The sequence below is a fragment of the Curvibacter cyanobacteriorum genome (assembly GCF_028649475.1).
Lineage (GTDB): Bacteria > Pseudomonadota > Gammaproteobacteria > Burkholderiales > Burkholderiaceae_C > Curvibacter > Curvibacter cyanobacteriorum.
Window position 1 is genome coordinate 104560 of sequence record NZ_JAQSIP010000001.1, and the last position, 17605, is coordinate 122164.

The 17605-nt window shown below is 67.6% G+C and carries 18 protein-coding genes; 5 read left to right on the forward strand and 13 right to left on the reverse strand.

Annotated elements, in window-relative coordinates; translation table 11 throughout:
* Positions 1–284: 284 nt before the first annotated feature.
* Positions 285–2558, reverse strand: coding sequence for a molybdopterin-dependent oxidoreductase (locus tag PSQ40_RS00450; protein ID WP_273947856.1), 2274 nt, complete (start codon positions 2556–2558; stop codon positions 285–287).
* A 561-nt stretch (positions 2559–3119) separates the two neighbouring features.
* Here PSQ40_RS00450 and PSQ40_RS00455 point away from each other — a divergent pair.
* A complete protein-coding gene (locus PSQ40_RS00455) occupies positions 3120–3677 on the forward strand; it encodes a hypothetical protein (protein WP_273947857.1) in 558 nt (185 codons plus the stop codon).
* A gap of 262 nt (positions 3678–3939) precedes the next feature.
* Here PSQ40_RS00455 and trhP read toward each other — a convergent pair whose 3' ends face one another.
* The 12 genes from trhP to ribD form a co-directional block, all read right to left on the reverse strand.
* Positions 3940–5340 carry a prephenate-dependent tRNA uridine(34) hydroxylase TrhP gene (gene trhP, locus PSQ40_RS00460; protein ID WP_273947859.1) on the reverse strand — a complete coding sequence of 467 codons (1401 nt, stop codon included), beginning with the start codon at positions 5338–5340 and terminating at the stop codon, positions 3940–3942.
* A gap of 95 nt (positions 5341–5435) precedes the next feature.
* A complete protein-coding gene (tolA, locus tag PSQ40_RS00465) occupies positions 5436–6455 on the reverse strand; it encodes a cell envelope integrity protein TolA (protein ID WP_273947861.1) in 1020 nt (339 codons plus the stop codon).
* A 17-nt stretch (positions 6456–6472) separates the two neighbouring features.
* On the reverse strand, positions 6473–6901 hold the full coding sequence (tolR, locus tag PSQ40_RS00470) for a protein TolR (protein WP_273947863.1): 429 nt from the start codon (positions 6899–6901) through the stop codon (positions 6473–6475).
* Positions 6902–6922: 21 nt separating this feature from the next.
* Positions 6923–7630: a protein TolQ gene (gene tolQ, locus PSQ40_RS00475; protein ID WP_273947865.1), complete on the reverse strand. Its 708-nt coding sequence runs from the start codon at positions 7628–7630 to the stop codon at positions 6923–6925.
* Positions 7627–8073 carry a tol-pal system-associated acyl-CoA thioesterase gene (gene ybgC, locus PSQ40_RS00480; RefSeq protein ID WP_273947866.1) on the reverse strand — a complete coding sequence of 149 codons (447 nt, stop codon included), beginning with the start codon at positions 8071–8073 and terminating at the stop codon, positions 7627–7629. Before ybgC ends, tolQ begins: the two co-directional genes overlap by 4 nt.
* Positions 8070–9254: a pyridoxal phosphate-dependent aminotransferase gene (locus PSQ40_RS00485; RefSeq protein ID WP_273947867.1), complete on the reverse strand. Its 1185-nt coding sequence runs from the start codon at positions 9252–9254 to the stop codon at positions 8070–8072. The genes ybgC and PSQ40_RS00485 overlap by 4 nt, the downstream gene beginning before the upstream one ends.
* A 20-nt stretch (positions 9255–9274) precedes the next feature.
* Positions 9275–9868 (reverse strand): transcription antitermination factor NusB, encoded by a 594-nt coding sequence (gene nusB, locus PSQ40_RS00490; RefSeq protein WP_273947868.1) that lies wholly within the window; start codon positions 9866–9868, stop codon positions 9275–9277.
* Complete coding sequence (ribH, locus tag PSQ40_RS00495; RefSeq protein ID WP_273947870.1) at positions 9865–10329, reverse strand: 6,7-dimethyl-8-ribityllumazine synthase; 465 nt, start codon at positions 10327–10329, stop codon at positions 9865–9867. Before ribH ends, nusB begins: the two co-directional genes overlap by 4 nt.
* Before the next feature lie 5 nt (positions 10330–10334).
* Complete coding sequence (gene ribBA / locus PSQ40_RS00500) at positions 10335–11459, reverse strand: bifunctional 3,4-dihydroxy-2-butanone-4-phosphate synthase/GTP cyclohydrolase II (protein ID WP_273947871.1); 1125 nt, start codon at positions 11457–11459, stop codon at positions 10335–10337.
* A 539-nt stretch (positions 11460–11998) separates the two neighbouring features.
* The gene (locus PSQ40_RS00505; RefSeq protein WP_273947873.1) at positions 11999–12439 is read right to left on the reverse strand and encodes a hypothetical protein; all 441 of its coding nucleotides are present in this window, start codon (positions 12437–12439) and stop codon (positions 11999–12001) included.
* A 223-nt stretch (positions 12440–12662) separates the two neighbouring features.
* The gene (locus PSQ40_RS00510) at positions 12663–13286 is read right to left on the reverse strand and encodes a riboflavin synthase (RefSeq protein ID WP_273947875.1); all 624 of its coding nucleotides are present in this window, start codon (positions 13284–13286) and stop codon (positions 12663–12665) included.
* Positions 13287–13316: 30 nt separating this feature from the next.
* Complete coding sequence (ribD, locus tag PSQ40_RS00515) at positions 13317–14441, reverse strand: bifunctional diaminohydroxyphosphoribosylaminopyrimidine deaminase/5-amino-6-(5-phosphoribosylamino)uracil reductase RibD (protein ID WP_273947877.1); 1125 nt, start codon at positions 14439–14441, stop codon at positions 13317–13319.
* Between the two features lie 110 nt (positions 14442–14551).
* Here ribD and PSQ40_RS00520 point away from each other — a divergent pair, with 110 nt between their 5' ends.
* The 4 genes from PSQ40_RS00520 (at position 14552) to PSQ40_RS00535 (ending at position 17575) form a co-directional block, all read left to right on the forward strand.
* Entirely contained in the window at positions 14552–15127 is a 576-nt protein-coding gene (locus PSQ40_RS00520; protein WP_273947878.1) for a GspH/FimT family protein, read from the forward strand.
* Positions 15124–15750, forward strand: a complete 627-nt coding sequence (locus PSQ40_RS00525; RefSeq protein WP_273947879.1) for a hypothetical protein — start codon at positions 15124–15126, stop codon at positions 15748–15750. Before PSQ40_RS00520 ends, PSQ40_RS00525 begins: the two co-directional genes overlap by 4 nt.
* 281 nt (positions 15751–16031) lie before the next feature.
* A complete protein-coding gene (locus PSQ40_RS00530; RefSeq protein ID WP_273947882.1) occupies positions 16032–16817 on the forward strand; it encodes a hypothetical protein in 786 nt (261 codons plus the stop codon).
* Positions 16814–17575 carry a hypothetical protein gene (locus PSQ40_RS00535; protein WP_273947883.1) on the forward strand — a complete coding sequence of 254 codons (762 nt, stop codon included), beginning with the start codon at positions 16814–16816 and terminating at the stop codon, positions 17573–17575. The genes PSQ40_RS00530 and PSQ40_RS00535 overlap by 4 nt, the downstream gene beginning before the upstream one ends.
* Positions 17576–17605: the final 30 nt, after the last annotated feature.

Sequence of the window (17605 nt, forward strand, 5' to 3'; positions counted from 1 at the left end):
GCGCAGCGGCTGCGGGCGGCACGCCCGGCCTCATCCCCAACTTCTGTGGATAAGTCTGGGGAAGAGGTGCGGGCAGTGGCCCGAAAGCCAGGCGCCACAAGGCCTGGCACAGATTGCCTGTTCAACAGGCAGTGTGCAAAAGCCGACCAGCGGCAGGCGGCAGCACCGCCGCCGACCTCCTGCCAGCCCATGGCCAGGCCACCTCGAGTCTCACTTCAGACCCTGGCGCAGGTCCCACTTCAGGCCCCACCTCAGGCCTGCCTCGGTTCCTGGCCCCAGCCGTTTCAGCTGTCCTGGGTGGCGGGGGCGGCCTGAGGGGCCATGGCGGGCGCCGGACGCAGTTGGACCGGCACACCGCTGAGCACCGCGTTACCCGACAGGGGGTCGCGGGCCCGGTCGGACAGCAGGGCATTGAGGTTGACCCCGGGCCGCTGCGCGGCGAGCCCCAGCCGGGCCCCGGCCAGATCGTGGCCCCAGCCGTGGGGCAGGCTGACCACGCCGCGCATCATGCGGTCGCTGAACTCGACCTGCACCGACAGGCCCGGGCGATCGGCCGCATCGTCAGCGCTCGGGTCGTCGGCCGTCAACCACGCCATGGCACCATCTTGGAGCAGCAGGGTCTGCGCGTCCTCGGGGTGAACCAAAAGCGTGCACCGGTGGGGGCCTTTGGCCAGGGTGGGCAGGTTGTGCATCCAGCTGTTGTTGGAGCGGCTGTCGCGCCGACCGATCAGCAGCAAGGCCGCTGGGGCTGCTGGCGCGTTCAGGGGCACCCGTTCCAAGTCTTTGAGCAAGGCGGGCGGGGCCAGGTCGATGCGCCCTGTTGTGGTGCGCAGCAGTTCGGGCAGGCGGGGTTGCAAGGGGCCCAGGTCCAGCCCGGCGGGCGTAGCCTGCACATCGGCGAAGCGCAGGCGGTAAGGGCCTTGGTCAAGCGCCTGCGCCAACAGGCGTTGCGGGCCGTGCAGGCCGGCGGTGGCTTCGGACACGGCCTGGGCCTGTTCGGGCGGCAGGCGAGCGAGGTCGGTTTGAAACAGCCGCTCGTCCAGGGCGCGCGGGTCTTGGGGGCCACGGGCGCCCTGCACGATCGCGGCCAGGCGCAGCAGGGTTTCCCATTCCTCGGGTTGGCCTTCGGGGCGTGGCAGCACCGGGTCACTGTAGCGCGCGTGGTTGCGCCAGGACATCTGCGGGTAGGGCACGTCGTAGTGCAGGTCCTCCAGCGGCGAGGGGCCGGGCAGGATGACGTCGGCGTGGCGGCTGGTCTCGTTGAGGTAGATGTCCAGGCTGAGCATGAAATCCAGGCCCTCGAAGCCTTGCGCGAGGCGGGCGCCGTTGGGGGCGGACAGCACCGGGTTGGTGGCCAGCGTGATCACGGCGCGCACCTGGCCTTCGCCGGGGGTTTCCATCTCCTCAGCCAGGCAGGTCAGGGGCAGTTCGCCCATCACCTCGGGGGCCCCGCTGACCCGGCTGTGGTGGCGCCCCATGACGATGCCACGCCCCTGGCCTGGGGGGCCTTGGGTGTTGGCCGCGAAGGCCGCAGCGCGCGGGAACATCGTGCCCCCGACCTGGTCCATGTGGCCGCTGAGCAGGTTCAGCAGGTCAATCAACCAGGTGTTGAGGGTGCCGTAGGCCTGGGTGCAGGTGCCGATGCGGCCATACACCGCGGCGCGGGGCGTCTGGGCCAGTTCACGCGCCAGGCGTTCAATGGTTGCGGCCGGGATGGCGCAGCGTTCGCTCATGCGCTGCGGCGTGAAGGGGCGCACCGCCTCGCGCACGGCCTCCAGTCCATCCAGCCACGGGGCGGCAGCGCCCAGCTGCACCAGGCCTTGGTCGAACAGGCTGTTCAACAGGCCCAACAACAAGAACACATCGCCACCGGGGCGGATGAAGTGGTGTTCGTCGGCGAGTTGCGCGGTCTCGGTTTGGCGTGGGTCGATCACCACCAGTTTGCCACCTCGGCCTTGCATGGCCTTGGCCTGGCCACGGAAGTCGGGCACGGTCCACATGCTGCCGTTGCTGGCCACCGGGTTGGCGCCCAGCACCAGCAGCCAGTCGCTGTGGGCGATGTCGGGCACCGGCACGCTCATCCAGTGACCGTAAAGCAAGCCACTGACCACATGGCGCGGCATCTGGTCCAGGGTGGCGGCGCTGTAGATGTGCCGGGTGCCCAAGGCCTTGAGCAGCCGGGGGTAGTACAGCATCAGACCCAGCTTGTGCGAGGTGGGGTTGCCCGCCACCACCGCCACGCTGTGGGCCCCGTGGGCGGCCTGCACGGCGGGCAGGCGGCGTTCGATCTCGGCATAGGCTTCCTCCCAGCTGGCTGGCTCGAACACGCCGTGGCGCTTGATCAGCGGTTGGCGCAAGCGGTCCGGGTCCTCGTGCAGGTCCTTCAAGGCCACGCCTTTGGGGCAGATGTAGCCGCGACTGAGGACGTCGGCTTCGTGACCCCGGATGCTGATCACCCGGCCGGATTGCACCTTGATCTCCAGCCCGCAACAGGCCTCGCACAAGGGGCAGATGCGGTGGTGGGTGCGGGTCGTGGAGGCGCTGTGGGTATCGCTCATGGGCAGTCCTGGCGGCAGTGGCGGGGTGGCTGCATGGTGCCGCAGGCGGCTGGCCGGGCGCGATCACACGCGTGACAAGCCCCAGGGCCAGGAAGGAGCAATCTCGTCCACAACTTCTGTGGACAACTGTGTGGGTGACGTTGGGATGGGGGCTCAAAAGCCAATGCTGGCAAGGGTTTCAACACCCTGCCTCTTCTTTGTGCAGGGTTTACCCTGATCCCCAAAAATGCGCTCATTTGGCCAGAGCGGGCTGTGAAATGCCAGCAGCGAGGGGGGCGGTGCGCGGCTTCTGGCCCGCAAGATGTGTGAGTAAAAGTGCCCCGCGTCCGGCGCCTCCCCGGGCCTCCAGCGGCCTGCGCCGCCCCGCACAAGGGCCCTCCGCGCTGCCCGGGTCGGGCGCCAGGGGATCGGCGCTGGACGGTGCATGTAAGGCCTGACCGCAGCAACTTGCATTGCCTTGCTTTTGCCTCGCGGCGAGGCTGAGGCGACTTCTAAACTGGCCCGGCCAAGTCAGTGGGTCTGCCTTGGATGGATTGTTTACTACACATGAGGTGAGCTGAGATGAACAAGATGAAATGGGCTGCGGTCGCGTTGATGTTGGGGGCCGCTGTCGCAGCCCAGGCTCAGACGGCGGCCAAGCCGAACGCCCCGGTCCTGAAGGACGCGATCGTGATGGAGGATCAGATCCTCAGTCGTTTCAAGGTGCTGGCCGTGGATGTGGCCAAACGCCAGTTGCAACTGAAGACCGGCGAGTTGACGTTCAAGATCCGGGTGCGCGCCGGCGTGCCGATCGACAAGATCAAGGTGGGCGACGACATCGACGCCATGATGGTGGTGCGTGAAGTGCTGGCCTTGCGCAAGGGTGACGGCATCAGCAAGAGCGAAACCAGTGTCGTCGAAGCGCCGGACGGTTCGCTCGAGGGTCTGCGCATCGACCACATCTACAACGTCGTGGCGGTGGACGCCAACCAGGGCCGCATCCGCCTCAGCGATGCCTACCACCGGATGGCCTGGCTGAAAGTGCGCAGCCCCGACGTCATGAAGGACGTCAAGGTCGGTGACCAGGTCCGCGCCGTCCTGACAGTGGTGGAGGTCGCCGGTCTGCAAGCCAAGCCCTGATCGCTGACCCCAGGCCTGCCGCCGTTGACCGCCGGCGCGGTTGAGCCGGCGGCCCCAGGGTGGAGCGACGCCGCTCGATGCGGTCGACGTGGTCAACCCCACCGGTGTCACTCCGCGTGAGGCTGGAGGCCACGTCGGCGCTCGGCATGGCAAGGGACGGGGGCGAGGGGTGGGGGCGAGGGGTGGGCGCGGTACAAGCCGCGCCTGAAAACCGCCAAGCCGGTGCGCCGGCCTGGCCCTGCAGGCCCTGGCCGGGCCCGCTTCAGGCCGCGCTGGCCACCGGCTCGAACACCCGGGCCAGCAAGGCGCCGGCAAAGCGGGCCTCGAGTGGAATCTGCACTTTGACGGGGTTGCCCTGAGCCACTTCGATGGCCTGGCCTTCGGGGTTGCGCATCTGCGTCAGCTTCACCAGTTGGTTGCCACTGGGGTGCACCACCTCCAGCGTGTCGCCGACCGCAAAGCGGTTCTTGGTTTCGACCTCGGCCCAGCCATCGACCACCTGGCGCACCTCGCCCACAAACTGGCTGCGGTGGGCCACCGAGTGGCCGGTCTCGTAGTTTTGGTAGTCGTTGGCCGGGCGGCGGTCCAGCAGCCCGGTGGTGTAGCCGCGGTTGGCCAGGCCTTCGAGTTCGGTGATCAGCTGGGGGTTGAACGGGCGACCCGCCACCGCGTCGTCGATGGCGCGGCGGTACACCTGGGCCGTGCGCGACACGTAGTACAGCGACTTGGTGCGTCCCTCGATCTTCAGCGAATCGACCCCGATCTGGGTCAGGCGCTCCACGTACTCGACGGCACGCAGGTCCTTGGAGTTGAGGATGTAGGTGCCATGCTCGTCTTCCATGATCGGCATGAACTGGCCTGGGCGATCGGCTTCTTCGAGCAGGTAGACCTGGTCGGCCGCCGGGTGGCGTTGACCATCGCCACAGGCCGAGAACGTGGTTTCCGCTTCCTGCTGGGCACGTGCGAAGTCAAAGCCCTTGTCCATGGGCACGGCCATGGCTTCGCCCGTGTTCGGGTCGACCACCGTGGGGGTGGTGCTGTAGCTCCAGCGGCAGGCATTGGTGCAGGTGCCCTGGTTGGGGTCACGCCGGTTGAAGTAGCCCGACAGCAGGCAGCGGCCCGAATACGCGATGCACAGCGCGCCGTGCACAAACACCTCCAGCTCCATGTCGGGGCATTCCTGGCGGATCTTCTCGATCTCGTCCAGGCTCAGCTCACGCGACAGGATGATGCGGGTCACCCCCACCTTTTGCCAGAACTTCACCGCCATGTAGTTGACCGTGTTGGCCTGCACCGAGAGGTGGATGGGCACGTCGGGGTAGTTGCCGGTGTCCATGCGTTCGCGCACCATCATGATCAGGCCCGGGTCGGCCATGATCAGCCCGTCGGGCTTCATCTGAATCACGGGTTCGATGTCGCGCAGGTAAGTGCGCACTTTGTCGTTGTGCGGCAGCAGGTTGCTGGTGACAAAGAACTTCTTGCCCCGTGCGTGCGCCTCGGCGATGCCCTGGCCGATCTGCTCCAGGCGGAACTCGTTGTTGCGTGCGCGCAGCGAGTAGCGCGGCTGGCCCGCGTAGATGGCGTCGGCGCCAAAGTCATAGGCGGCACGCATCTTCTCGAGCGAGCCAGCAGGCAAAAGCAGTTCGGGGGCTTTGAGGGTCATGGCTGAATTCTCCCCGGGATCGCCGGTGAAGGGGCAGGCGCGCGGGCGCGCCTGCGGGTCAAGGGGGCAGGCGGGTGGCCTGCTGTGGTTCTAGGTCAGTCTTTGGGTCGGAACGAAATGATCAGGCTGCTGGGTACCCGGCCATCGGTGTCGCGGGGCAGCACTTCGGTCTTGTCGATCGCCTTGAGCACTGCCTCATCCCAGGCCGGGACGCCACTGGACTTGCTGAGCTTGCGGCCGATGATGGTGCCGTCTGGCGCTGCCCGCACTTCGACCTCGGCCACCGGGTTGCCTGCGATGTCGTCACTGAACACGATGTTGGGTTTGACGCGTGCCTTGATGCGCCCACCGTAGCTGGCCGAGGGCCCTGACGACTGCATCGCCGAGCCCGTCGCGTTGGCCCCACCCGAAGCGCCTGCCAGGCCGGCCATGCGCTTGAGGTTGTCGGCACGCTGGGCTTCCAGGCGCTTGGCCTCGGCGGCTTCGGCGTCCTTTTTGCGTTTGGCCTCGGCTTCGGCGGCTTTGCGCTTCTCGGCCTCGGCTTCTTGCTTCTTGCGCTCTTGCTCTTTCTCGCGCTGCAGTTGTTCCTGGCGCTTCTTCTCTGCCGCTTTGTCGGCCTCGCGCTTTTGCTGCAGGGCCTTCTCGCGCTCCTGCTTCTCGCGCTCGGCCTTCTCGAGCTTCTCGCGCTTGTCGCGTTCCTTCTTTTCCTGTTCTTTCTTCTCGAGCTCGCGCTGGTGCTCGCGCTCCTTTTGCTCCAGTTCCTTGCGCTTGCGCTCTTTCTCGAGCGCGATCTGCGCGTCCTTGAGCGCGGTGTCGGGGGCCGGAGGCGGCTTCACGGCCGGCTGCGGTGGGGGGGCTGGGGCTGGCTTGGGCGGTTCGATCTCGGGCGGGGGCGGGGGCGGGGGCTCGACCGCGCGGGGCGCCGCCTCCTGCGGGAGCGCCGACCAGAGTTCGGCTTCCACCGCCACGTCCACGGCATCGCGTTTCCATTGCACGCTGAAGCTCAGGGCCAGCAACAGCAGGCCGTGGGCCAACAGGGCCATCACCACGGACGAGCCCAGGCCACCCTGGGGCGGTGGGGCAAATTCGGAGCGGTGCAGGGCAGTCGTCGACATGTCGGACAGCGGGCGCCTCAGTTGCTCAGCTGGACCGACAGGCCCACGCGCTTGATGCCCGCGCGTTGCAGCGCATCCATGACCTTGACCACCGATTCGTACTTGACGTTGCGGTCGGCGCTGATCACGACCGGGTTGTTGTCGTCACCGTCCTGGGCTTCGCGCACCGCGGCCACCAACTGCTTGGCGCTGATGGACTGGGTTCTTTCGGGCTTGCCCGGGCTGCGCAGTTCGAGCTTCTCGTCTTTGCCAATGACCACCTGGACCACCCGGTCGGGCTGCTTGGAGGCCTTGCCCACGCTGGGCAGGTCGATGTTGCTGGGCGTGATCAGCGGCGCCGTCACCATGAAGATGATCAACAGCACCAACATCACATCGATGAAGGGCACCATGTTGATCTCGTTGATGGTGCGGCGGCCGCGGCCGCGTGAAACCATGGCGGGCATGCGGTTCTCCTCGCGGCGGGCTCAGCGGCCGGTGGCCGAGGCGGCAGCGGCCTGGGCACCCAGGTTGCGCTGCAGGATGTTGGAGAACTCTTCGATGAAGGTCTCCTGGTGGATGGCCACGCGGTCGATGTCGCGCGCAAACCGGTTGTAGGCCACCACGGCCGGGATGGCCGAGAACAGGCCGATGGCGGTCGCCACCAGGGCTTCGGCGATGCCGGGCGCCACGGTGGCCAGGGTGACCTGCTGCAAGCCCGCCAGGCCCGTGAAGGCGTGCATGATGCCCCACACCGTGCCGAACAGGCCCACGTAAGGCGACACTGAACCGACCGAAGCCAGGAAGGACAGGTTGGATTCGATCACGTCCATCTCGCGTTGGAAGCTGGCGCGCATGGCACGGCGTGCGCCGTCCATCAGGGTGCCGGCATCGGTGATGCGGCGCTCGCGCAGTTTCTGGAACTCGCGCATGCCGCTGGCGAAGATGCGCTCCATCGGGCCCGACTGGCGCGCGTTCTGGGCGGCGGCTGCGAACAGGTCGTTGAGGCTGGTGCCGGACCAGAACTCCCGCTCGAATGCTTCGTTGAGCGACTTGACCCGTTTCAACGAGAACAGTTTGCGGAAGATGGCCGCCCAGCTGGCAATCGAGATGCCGACCAGCAGCAGCATGACCCCTTGGACCACCACGCTGGCGTGCAGCACCAGGTTGATGATGGACAGATCTTGTGAGTTCATGAGAGGGATTCCAGGATGTTCGAGGGAATGCGGGAGGGGCGCAGGCTGCTCGCGTCGACCCAACCAATGCGGATCGTGCCTTCGCACAGAAGTTCCGTCGCCTGGCCTTCGGCGTCGAGGCGCCAGGCCTGCTGAGCGATCACCAGCGAGGCCCGTCCCCCGCTGTGCAGGGCGGCCGTGACCTGCAACAGGTCATCGAGGCGTGCGGGCCGGTGGTAGCGTACGCTGGTTTCACTGACCACGAACATGCCGCCGGTGCTGTCGCGCAGCGCCTGCTGTCCAATGCCCAGGCTGCGCAGCCACTCGGTCCGTGCCCGCTCAAAAAACTTGAGGTAGTTGGCGTAGAAGACGATGCCGCCGGCATCGGTGTCTTCCCAGTACACGCGCACCGGGTGCCGGTACGCGGCCTGCGCCGGGGAGGAGGGGGTGTCGCTGGGGCTCATCCGGCCAGGGCTTTCAGGCGGGCGACCGCTTCCTGCAGGTGGGCCATCGAACTGGCAGTGGAAAAACGCAGGAAGTCCGCGGTCTGGGCCGTGCCGAAGTCGCGCCCCGGCGTGACCGCGAGGTGGCTTTCCTTCATGAGGGTGAAGGCCAGGTCCCAGCTGTCTTTGACGCCCAGGCGGGCACACCATTCACGGCAGTCGGCCCAGGCATAGAAGGCACCGTCGGCCTGAACCGGCACGCTCAGGCCCAGTTGCTCGAGGGCGGGCGAGAAGTAGTCGCGGCGGGCCTTGAACTCAGCGCGGCGCTGTTCGTAGAGGGCCAGCGATTCGGGCTCGAAGCAGGCCAGCGCGGCATGCTGGGCCACTGTGCTGGCGCAGATGAACAGGTTTTGCGCCAGGCGCTCGACCACCGGCACCAGCGCATCGGGCACCACCAGCCAGCCCAGGCGCCAGCCCGTCATGTTGAAGTACTTGCTGAAGCTGTTGATGCTGATGACCTGGTCGTCGATCGCCAGGCCGGTGTGGCCAAAGGTGTCGTCGTAGCTCAGGCCGAGGTAGATCTCGTCGACCAGCGTGACCCCGCCGTTGGACTGCACCACCTGGTGGATGCGGCGCAGTTCATCGGGGTGGATCGAAGTGCCCGTGGGGTTGGAGGGCGAGGCCAGCAACACTCCGCGGGTGCGCGGGTTCCAGGCGGCCTGCACCTGCTCGGCGCTGAGCTGAAAGCGATCCTTGGCCGTGGTCGGCAACAGCACGGCCTGGCCTTCGGCGGCGCTGACAAAGTGGCGGTTGCAGGGGTAGCTCGGGTCGGGCATCAGCACCTCGTCACCCGCATCGATCAGGGCCAGGCAGGCCAGCTGCAAGGCCGCCGAGGCACCCGCCGTGATGACGATGCGTCGCGCCGGCACCTGGGCCCCAAATCGATCGGCATACCACTGGCTGATGCGCTCGCGCAGGGGCTCCAGACCGGTCGCCTGGGTGTACTGCGTGGCCCCGTCACGGATGGCTTTGTGCGCCGCTTCCTGCACCGCCTCGGGGGCGGTGAAGTCAGGCTCGCCGATGTTCAGGAAGATCATCGGGCGGCTGCTGTGGGCCACTTCGCGGGCCAGCTGCGAGGCGGCCTTGGCCACCTCCATCACGTAAAAGGGCTCGATGCGCCCAGCGCGGGTGGAGATTTTCATGCGTGCGGATCGGGCGCGGTTCAGGGGGCGGAAGTCGGGTCGTTGACACCTTCGGCGGCCGGGGTGTCGGTCGGTGCCGGGCTGGCCTTGGCGCTCTGCGCCTGCTTGTCGTTGGCGACTTCTTCAGCGCGCAGTTGCGGCGCCAGGCCATTGAGCACGGCGTTCACGTACTTGTGGCCATCGGTGCCGCCAAACTCCTTGGTCAGTTCGATGCATTCGTTGAGCACCACGCGCCAGGGCACATCGGGGCAGAACTGCAGCTCATAGGCGCCGATCCACATGACGGCGTGTTCGATCGGCGAGATCTCGGCCAGCTTGCGGTCCAGCAGCGGGGTGATGCGCGCGTCCAGCTCTTCGGCAATCGACACGCAGCCATGCAGCAGCGTGTTGTAGTGGGCCGCGTCGGCCTTGTGGAAACCCGACAGGTCGCGCGTGAAATGGTCGATCGCCGTGGCGTCGTTCTTGCCGACCAGGAACTGGTAGAGCGCTTGCAGCGCAAACTCGCGGGCACGGCTGCGGTCGGACTTGGAGGCCGCTTTGCGCGCGCCCGTGCTGGTGGTGCCCTTGCGGGGCTGGCGCGGCGGGCGCGCGTTGGATTGGGGGGTATCGCTCATGACAGGTCTTCCAGCAGGTTGGCCATCTCGACCGCCACGCGGGCAGCATCGCGGCCCTTGTCGGTCTGGCGGGCCACGGCCTGCTCGAGGTTTTCGGTGGTGATGATCGCGTTGGCGATCGGGATCTGGTAGTCCAGCGACAGGCGGGTGACCCCTGCGCCCGATTCGTTGGCGACCAGCTCAAAGTGGTAGGTTTCGCCGCGGATGATGCAGCCCAGGGCGATCAGGGCGTCGAATTCGTCCTTCTCGGCCAGCGCTTGCAGGGCGACTGGCACCTCGAGGGCGCCAGGTACGAACACGTGCTTGATGTGCTTCTCGGCCACGCCCAGTTGCAGCAGTTCGGCCTTGCAGGCCTCTGCCAGTGCGTTGGTGATGCTTTCGTTGAAGCGGGCCTGCACGATGCCGATGTGGAGTTTGCGGCCGTCCAGTTTGTCGGAGGTGCCTTTTTCTGCGCCAAACATGAGTCTTACTCCTTGGTGAGGTAGCCGGTGATTTCGAGACCGTAGCCGGTCATGCTGGGCATGCGGCGCGGGTTGCCCATCAGGCGCATGCGGTGCACGCCGCAGGCGCGCAGGATCTGGGCGCCAATGCCATAGGTGCGCAGGTCCATGCGACCGCGCTCTGGGGCTTGGGCGGCCCGGGCCCGGCCTTCGAACTGGGCCAGCAACTCGTCCGCGCCTTCGCCGCAGTTCAGCAGCACGGCCACGCCCTTGCCGGTGGCGGCAAAGTGGGCCAGGCTCGCGTCCAGGCCCCAGGAGTGCATGCTGCGGTTGATCTCGAGCGCATCCAGCACCGACAGCGGCTCGTGCACGCGTGCATCGACCACTTCGTCGGCTTGCCATTGGCCTTTGACCAGCGCGATGTGCACGCCCTGGCTGGGCTTGTCGCGGAAAGCGTGGGCGGTGAACTCGCCGTAAGCGGTCTTGATGGTGCGGCTGCCCAGCTTCTCCACCAGCGATTCGGTGCGGCTGCGGTATTCGATCAGGTCGGCGATGGTGCCGATCTTCAGGCCGTGTTCGGCGGCAAACAACTGCAGGTCCGGCAGGCGGGCCATGGTGCCGTCTTCGTTCATCACCTCGCAGATGACGGACGAAGGGCTGCAGCCGGCCATGGTGGCCAGGTCACAACCAGCTTCGGTGTGGCCCGCGCGCATCAGCACGCCGCCTTCGACCGCTTGCAGCGGGAAGATGTGGCCCGGCTGCACCAGGTCGCTGGCTTGGGCATTCTTGGCCACAGCGGCCTGCACCGTGCGGGCGCGGTCTGCGGCCGAGATGCCGGTGGTGACGCCCTCGGCGGCTTCAATCGAGACGGTGAAAGCGGTCGAGTGCTTGGCGCCGTTGTTGCTGACCATGGGCGGCAGGTTCAGGCGTTCGCACATCTCGCGCGACAGGGTCAGGCAGATCAGGCCCCGCGCGTAGCGGGCCATGAAGTTGATGTACTCGGGCGTGACGTGGTCTGCCGCCAGCACCAGGTCCCCTTCGTTTTCACGGTCTTCTTCGTCGACCAGGATCACCATGCGGCCGGCGCGCATGTCGGCCACGATGTCCTCGACCGGAGAAATGGCCACAGGCGTGAGTTGTTTGCTAGTCATGGTTCTTGGTTGGAATGCAGAGACCACGCGCCGTCCTGCATGGCCTGGAGGCCGGTGCGAGGAAGGGGCGAGTGGTACATGGTTGATCTGCGGTTGCTGGCGTCGGCCGCTGGCCCGCTCCGGCCGGGGGCCGAAACTGGGCGGTGAGCCGCCATTTTGTCGGGGACACAGGAGGCGGGTCGGCCTCCCCGCAAAGGGTTTGTCCTCGTTATCCCCCGATTATCGCCCCAAAGGCCGGTCTTGGTCGGCGCTTGTGGGCCGATGCCGGCGCGGCGGCCGCCGGGCTTGGCGTCTTCTGGGGCGGCCGAAGCCGATGTGCCAGTTCGCCGGCGGATGCGGGAACTGGGAGACCGTGACCGGTGGCCCGTGGGCTGAAGGGCAGTGGCCGCTGCTGCGCTGGCGTGGCGGCTTGCGCTTGGGCGCTTGGCAGCGAAAAAGTCGCTGCAGAGTGGGCCAGCGTGAAAAAGCCCCGAGGTTCCATGAACCGTCGGGGCCCGTCAGCGGTGACCTTGGAGGGTGACTGAGACGTCTGTGCGTCCTTACTTGCTCGGCGGCGTCAAGGCGCGGTCGTAGCCTTGAACGTCGGCGTTGCCGCTTTCGGCCTTGGCCGAAGCCTTGGCCGCTGCCTCGCCGGCGGCCTTGCGCTTGGCTCGGGCTGCCTCTTTTTCTTGTTGCGTCGCCGACTGGACTTGCAGCGGACGGTCATAGCCCTGCACGTTGGCATTGCCGCTTTCGGCCTTGGCCGAGGCCTTGGCAGCGGCTTCGCCGGCGGCCAGGCGCTTGGCCCGCGCAGCCTCTTTCTCTTGCTGCGTGGCCGGTTTGACCTGCAGCGGGCGGTCATAGCCTTGCACATCGGCGTTGCCGCCTTCGGCGCGGGCCGATGCCTTGGCGGCGGCTTCGCCGGGGGTGTCCGCAGCGAGGGCGTTCAAGGCGAACAGGGAAGCCACGGTGAAACCCAGGGACAGTGTCAGTTTTTTCATTGATTGCTCCAATTCATGTCAAGAAGGTGTTGTCACCACCCGGGCCGGGGCCCACGCCCAGCGACCCGACTGCCAGGGTCACCGGGCTCCCCTCTGACTCAACATGCGACGGGGGTGCTCAACGTCTTGAACTTTAGGAGAATCAATTATTCATTTTGATCAAATTGATCTTTAATGTTACAAACAATCCGCCATGGAAGCATTTTGATGATATTTTTGCGTTTCAATTACGTGGTGCTGTCATCATTCGTTCCACGTAACGCGCCACGGTATCTATTTCCAGGTTGATGCGATCACCCGATTTGAGGTATTGGAGGGTCGTGTTTTCCACCGTGTGCGGAATCAGGTTGATGCTGATGTCGGTGCCCTGATCGGTATCCGTGACGCTGTTAACGGTCAGGCTGACCCCATTGATCGTGATCGAGCCCTTGTAGGCCAGGAAGCGGCCCAGCGTGCGCGGGGCGGTGACGCAGAGCGCCCAGCTTTCGCCGACCGGACCAAACGAGGCCACGGTGCCCACGCCGTCGACATGCCCTGAAACAATGTGCCCGCCCAGGCGGTCGTTGGCACGCAGGGCCTTTTCCAAATTGACCGGGCCGGGCTGGCTGAGACCACTGGTCTTGTCCAGCGATTCGGCGGAGATGTCGATCGTGAATCGGCGCTGTTCCGACTGCAGGGTGGTGACGGTCATGCAGGCGCCATTGAGCGCAATGCTGTCACCCAGGCCCACATCGTCCAGGTAGCCGGGTGGGGTTTCGATGGTCAGGCGCTTGCCGTGTTGCTGGCTTTCGCCAAGGTCGTTCAGGGCCACGATGTGGCCGATGCCAGTGATGATTCCAGTGAACATGACGTTTCCGGTCGGGGTTGAAAAAGCGGGTCAAGCCGTGCTTGAGTCGTTGGGGCTGGCGGGGGACGCCTCAGCGCGGCGAGCCAGCAGGCGCAGGTCCGGTCCCACCGCACGCATGTCGGTGAAGTGCAGCGCGGTGGTCTGCGACAGTGCGCTGCGCTCCGTCAAGGTGGCCAGCGGGCGCCCCGGGCCCAGCAGTTTGGGTGCGATGTAGAGCAGCCATTCGTCGATCAGATCGGCCTCCAACAGCGCGCCGTTGAGGGTGGGGCCCGCTTCGACGTGGAGTTCGTTGACCTCGCGCCGCGCCAACTCGGCCATCAAGGCCACCAGGTCGACCTGACCACCGGCGTCGGGCAGCACCAGCAGCTGCACCCCCAGGTCGAGCCAGGCTTGGTGCCGGCTGGGGTCTTGCACCGCGGTGGCGATCCACACCTCGCGACCTGGGCCCAGCAGCTTGGCCCTGGTGGGGGTGCGCAAGCGGCTGTCGACCACCACCAGATGGGGTTGCCGCGGTGTGGCCACATCGCGCACGTTGAGCTGCGGGTCATCTGCCAGCACGGTGCCGACGCCGGTCAGCACGGCGCAGGCACGGGCCCGCCAGGCCTGGCCGTCGGTGCGGGCCTCGGGCGACGTGATCCACTGGCTCACGCCATTGGGCAGGGCCGTGCGGCCGTCCAGGGAGCCCGCGATCTTGCTGCGCACCCAGGGCCGTTGGTGCCGCATGCGGGTGAAGAATCCGATGTTCAGGGCTTCCGCCTCGGCGGCGCCAGGGCCCACCTCCACCTCGATGCCGGCGGCCCTCAGGCGCTCAAACCCCTGCCCGCTGACGAGGGGGTTGGGGTCGCCCAGCGAAGCCACCACCTTGGCCACACCGGCGCGGATCAGCGCATCACAGCAGGGCCCGGTGCGCCCATGGTGTGAGCAGGGTTCCAGGGTCACATAGGCTGTCGCCCCCCGCGGGCTCAGCCCGCGGGCTTCGGCATCGCGCAGGGCCATGATCTCGGCATGGGGGCCGCCGCGCTGCTGGGTGTGACCCCGGCCAATGACGGTGCCGTCAGGGCTGACCAGGACCGCACCCACCGCCGGGTTTGGGGGGCAGATCAGCCGAGCCTGGTGGGCCAAGGCCAGGGCTTCTTGGAGGGCGTGTGGGGTCATGGGTCAGAAAAACAGACGAGAGGCGACGGGAGCGGGCCGTTGGTCCACGCGGGTGGGCCACCGCGCGGTTGCCGGGCGCCAAGGCCGCATGCCACGCTAAGTTTCAGGGCATGGCCTCGCTCAAATTCTTGCCGCGGAGTTTACGCCTTGGGCAAACCGTTTGCCCGTCGCGGGGATTGACCTTGCCAGAGTTGTTGCTGACCCTGGTGTTGCTGGCGGTCCTGTCCATGGCGGCCTGGCCCAGCGTGCGCGACTGGGTGGCCCGCCAGCGGGTTGAAGCCGCCGCGCAGCAGATGGTGGCGGCCCTGCAACGGGCCCGCATCGAGGGGCTTCGGCGCGACGGTGGGGTGGTGCTGGCCCGCCTGACCCCGCCCGACTGTGCCAGCATGGCGCTGTCCGACTGGTCTTGCGGCTGGGTCTTGTTTGTCGATGACGATGGGGACCGCCGTTGGAGCCCGGGTGAACTGGCGCTGCAGCATTTCCCCCTGCAAGACCAAACCCAGGTGCGACGCTCGGTCAACGCCGGCAGTGTCAGCGTGAACCGATGGGGGCAGTGGGTGGGCCTGGTGTTCAGCTTCACTTTTGTCCCGCCCTCGGGGGACTTGGCTTCGTCCATCCAGCTGTGTGGCTCCAGTGGGGGCCGCTTGCGCAAAATCACCGGTGCCACCCGATGCGATGCCGCTTGACCCCCTGGGCCGTGCGGCCCCATGCGAGCGCCGTCGAGTGCACCGCACCGGCGGCGCCACCGGCCAGCGCCCTGCTGGCCTACCGCGCCGGGCCCATGCCGCCGACCGGTCCATGCGGCCGTGGCGGCCTGCTGATCGAGGTTTTGCTCGCGTGCGCTGCGCTGGCATTTGCCTCCCAAGCCCTGCTGCTCACCCAGCTGCGCAGCTTGCTTCACCAACACGGCGCGGCCAGCCGCTGGCAGGCACAAGTGCTGGCCACCGACTGGTTGGAGCGTCTGTCACTGCACGCCAGCACCGTGCCCGCGCAGGGCGGTGTCGCGTCGGGCTGGACCCCGGTGGAGGCACCGCAGGCTTGCGACGCACAGGGTTGTGACCCAGCCAGCTTGCTGCGTTGGCAGCAAGCCGACTGGCAGCAATGGTCCCATGGGCAGCTGCCGCAGGGGGGCGCAGGGCTCTGGCTGGGAGACTCGCCCTCGGTGGCCCTGGGCGTGGCGCTGCACTGGCAAGACCGGGCCGCCGACGCCACAGCGCGGGCTGCGCTGAACCCGGCCGCGCTGGCGGCTGGGGCCGTGATGGCGTGTCCCGAGGCGCAGTTGTGCGCTTTGCATTGGCGGGCCCCATGAGGCGCTGCTCCCGAGGGTTGGGCCCACCCCGACCGCCCAATCCCAACCACAGCGCCAGGCGTCCGGTGGCGTCCGGCCCCGTGCCATCGGGCCGCAGGCCCATGCCCCCAGGGCCTGCCCGGGCGAGCCTCCGGCCGAATCATCGGGTGCGCCCACGGTGGCGTGGGCTGGCGCGCGGCAGGGCGGTGGGGCGGGGGGCGCTCTGGCGAGCGCCGCCGCGCCCTCGGCCGGCGACTGGGGCCGCGCGGGGGCTGCGCCCCTTGTCCTCGGGGCTGTCCCTGGTGGAGTTGCTGATCGGCCTGGTGCTCAGTGCGGTGGTGGTGCTCGCGGCCATGGCCTTGTGGTCCAGCACCCGCCGCAGCACGGACACCCTGGTCGGCATCACCACCCTGCAAGGTCAGGCGCACCAGGCCTTGGGGGTCATGACCCAGCAGCTGCAACAGGCCGGTGCCGTTGAACTGCGCGCCTCGCCGGAGGGCGCATCCCCCGCGCTGCAGTCGGTGGTCTTGAGCGAGGCCTGGGAGGGGTTGGACGTGCAGGGGGACGGACTGCGGGATGGCGTGGCTGTCTGGGGCGAGGAGGGCGGCCGCCGACCAGACAGCTTCACGGTCAGCCAGGAGCACCGCTCCGCCGGTACCACCCCGGACTGCCTGGGCGCGGCCACGGTCGCCGGGCTGGGCCGCGTCGACAGCCGCTTCTGGGTCAGTGCGGGGGTCTTGCGTTGCCAAGGTTCGGGCAATGCCTCTGGCCAGCCCTTGAGCAACCAGGTCGAGGATTTCCAAGTCCAGTATTGGGCCCGCGAGGGCCGTGGTGCGGCCCAGCGGCATCAATTGCTGCGTGCCGACCAACTGCAGGGGCGCTGGTCGCAGGTGGTGGCGGTGGTTTTGTGCCTGCAGTTGGTTTCTGATGCGCGGGCCAGCGACGCTGCCCTGGCTTGGTCTGGGGCGGCGCTGGACGCGACAGCTGGTCCCCGCGATTGCCAAGGTGTGGCTTGGCCGCGCGATGGGCGCCTGCGGGTGACCCAGCGCCGCACGGTGTTCCTGCACGGCTTGGGGCGGTTGCTGTGAGCCGGGCTCGGCGGGCGCTGGTCCGAGGTGGCATCACGCTGATGGTGGTGTTGGTGATGGTGCTGTTGTGTTCGTTGCTCGCTTGGATTGCGGCGGGGCATGCCGGGCTCAGCGAGGCCTTGGTGGGGCACGAGGTGGACGACGCCCTGGCCGTGGCGGCGGCGCAGGCTTTGCTGCGCGATGCCGAGCGCGACGTGCTGGGCCTGCGAACGGACGGCTCGCCTTGCCAAACCCCAGCCGGGGTGGCGTCCTGCCGCGACCCTGCGGCAGGGCCGGCGTTCCCGGTCGATGGCGCGGCCTTTGCGCTCTTGGTGTCCCGCTTGCTGGCGCGCAACCCGCCGTGTGAGCAGGGCATTTGCCTGGGCCTGGGCGACCGGGTCGCCGGTGATGCCGCCAGCTTCTGGCGACAGCCCGCCTTGCTCCAGGCCTGGGTGCAGGCGGGCGGTGGCGTGCCCTATGGGCGTTACACCGGCGCGCAGTCACGGCCGTCGGCGGCCCACGCGTTCGGCGCCGCCGATGATCTGTTGCAGATCACCCCACAGCGCGGCGCTTGGTACTGGGTCGAAGTGTTGCCCTACCAGGTGGGACAGGTGGCGCTTCAGGCCAGCAACGCTGCGGCTGCGGCGCGGGCGCCGCTGACCCCCTTGCCCGCCCACCCCTATGTGTACCGGGTCACCGCGGTGGTGCAGGGGCGGTTTCCACCAGCCCTGGTGGTGTTGCAGACGGTGCTGGTGCGCCAGGCCTTGGGGGGCGTGTGAGTGCCTGCGCCGTGGCCCCAGGCGGTCCTC

What these genes read in the sequence shown, in the direction of transcription:
- PSQ40_RS00450 (WP_273947856.1), bottom strand. Translation starts at nt 2,558, where the DNA reads ATGAGCGATACCCACAGCGCCTCCACGACCCGCACCCACCACCGCATC.
- PSQ40_RS00455 (WP_273947857.1), top strand. Translation starts at nt 3,120, where the DNA reads ATGAACAAGATGAAATGGGCTGCGGTCGCGTTGATGTTGGGGGCCGCT.
- trhP (WP_273947859.1), bottom strand. Translation starts at nt 5,340, where the DNA reads ATGACCCTCAAAGCCCCCGAACTGCTTTTGCCTGCTGGCTCGCTCGAG.
- tolA (WP_273947861.1), bottom strand. Translation starts at nt 6,455, where the DNA reads ATGTCGACGACTGCCCTGCACCGCTCCGAATTTGCCCCACCGCCCCAG.
- tolR (WP_273947863.1), bottom strand. Translation starts at nt 6,901, where the DNA reads ATGCCCGCCATGGTTTCACGCGGCCGCGGCCGCCGCACCATCAACGAG.
- tolQ (WP_273947865.1), bottom strand. Translation starts at nt 7,630, where the DNA reads ATGAACTCACAAGATCTGTCCATCATCAACCTGGTGCTGCACGCCAGC.
- ybgC (WP_273947866.1), bottom strand. Translation starts at nt 8,073, where the DNA reads ATGAGCCCCAGCGACACCCCCTCCTCCCCGGCGCAGGCCGCGTACCGG.
- PSQ40_RS00485 (WP_273947867.1), bottom strand. Translation starts at nt 9,254, where the DNA reads ATGAAAATCTCCACCCGCGCTGGGCGCATCGAGCCCTTTTACGTGATG.
- nusB (WP_273947868.1), bottom strand. Translation starts at nt 9,868, where the DNA reads ATGAGCGATACCCCCCAATCCAACGCGCGCCCGCCGCGCCAGCCCCGC.
- ribH (WP_273947870.1), bottom strand. Translation starts at nt 10,329, where the DNA reads ATGTTTGGCGCAGAAAAAGGCACCTCCGACAAACTGGACGGCCGCAAA.
- ribBA (WP_273947871.1), bottom strand. Translation starts at nt 11,459, where the DNA reads ATGACTAGCAAACAACTCACGCCTGTGGCCATTTCTCCGGTCGAGGAC.
- PSQ40_RS00505 (WP_273947873.1), bottom strand. Translation starts at nt 12,439, where the DNA reads ATGAAAAAACTGACACTGTCCCTGGGTTTCACCGTGGCTTCCCTGTTC.
- PSQ40_RS00510 (WP_273947875.1), bottom strand. Translation starts at nt 13,286, where the DNA reads ATGTTCACTGGAATCATCACTGGCATCGGCCACATCGTGGCCCTGAAC.
- ribD (WP_273947877.1), bottom strand. Translation starts at nt 14,441, where the DNA reads ATGACCCCACACGCCCTCCAAGAAGCCCTGGCCTTGGCCCACCAGGCT.
- PSQ40_RS00520 (WP_273947878.1), top strand. Translation starts at nt 14,552, where the DNA reads ATGGCCTCGCTCAAATTCTTGCCGCGGAGTTTACGCCTTGGGCAAACC.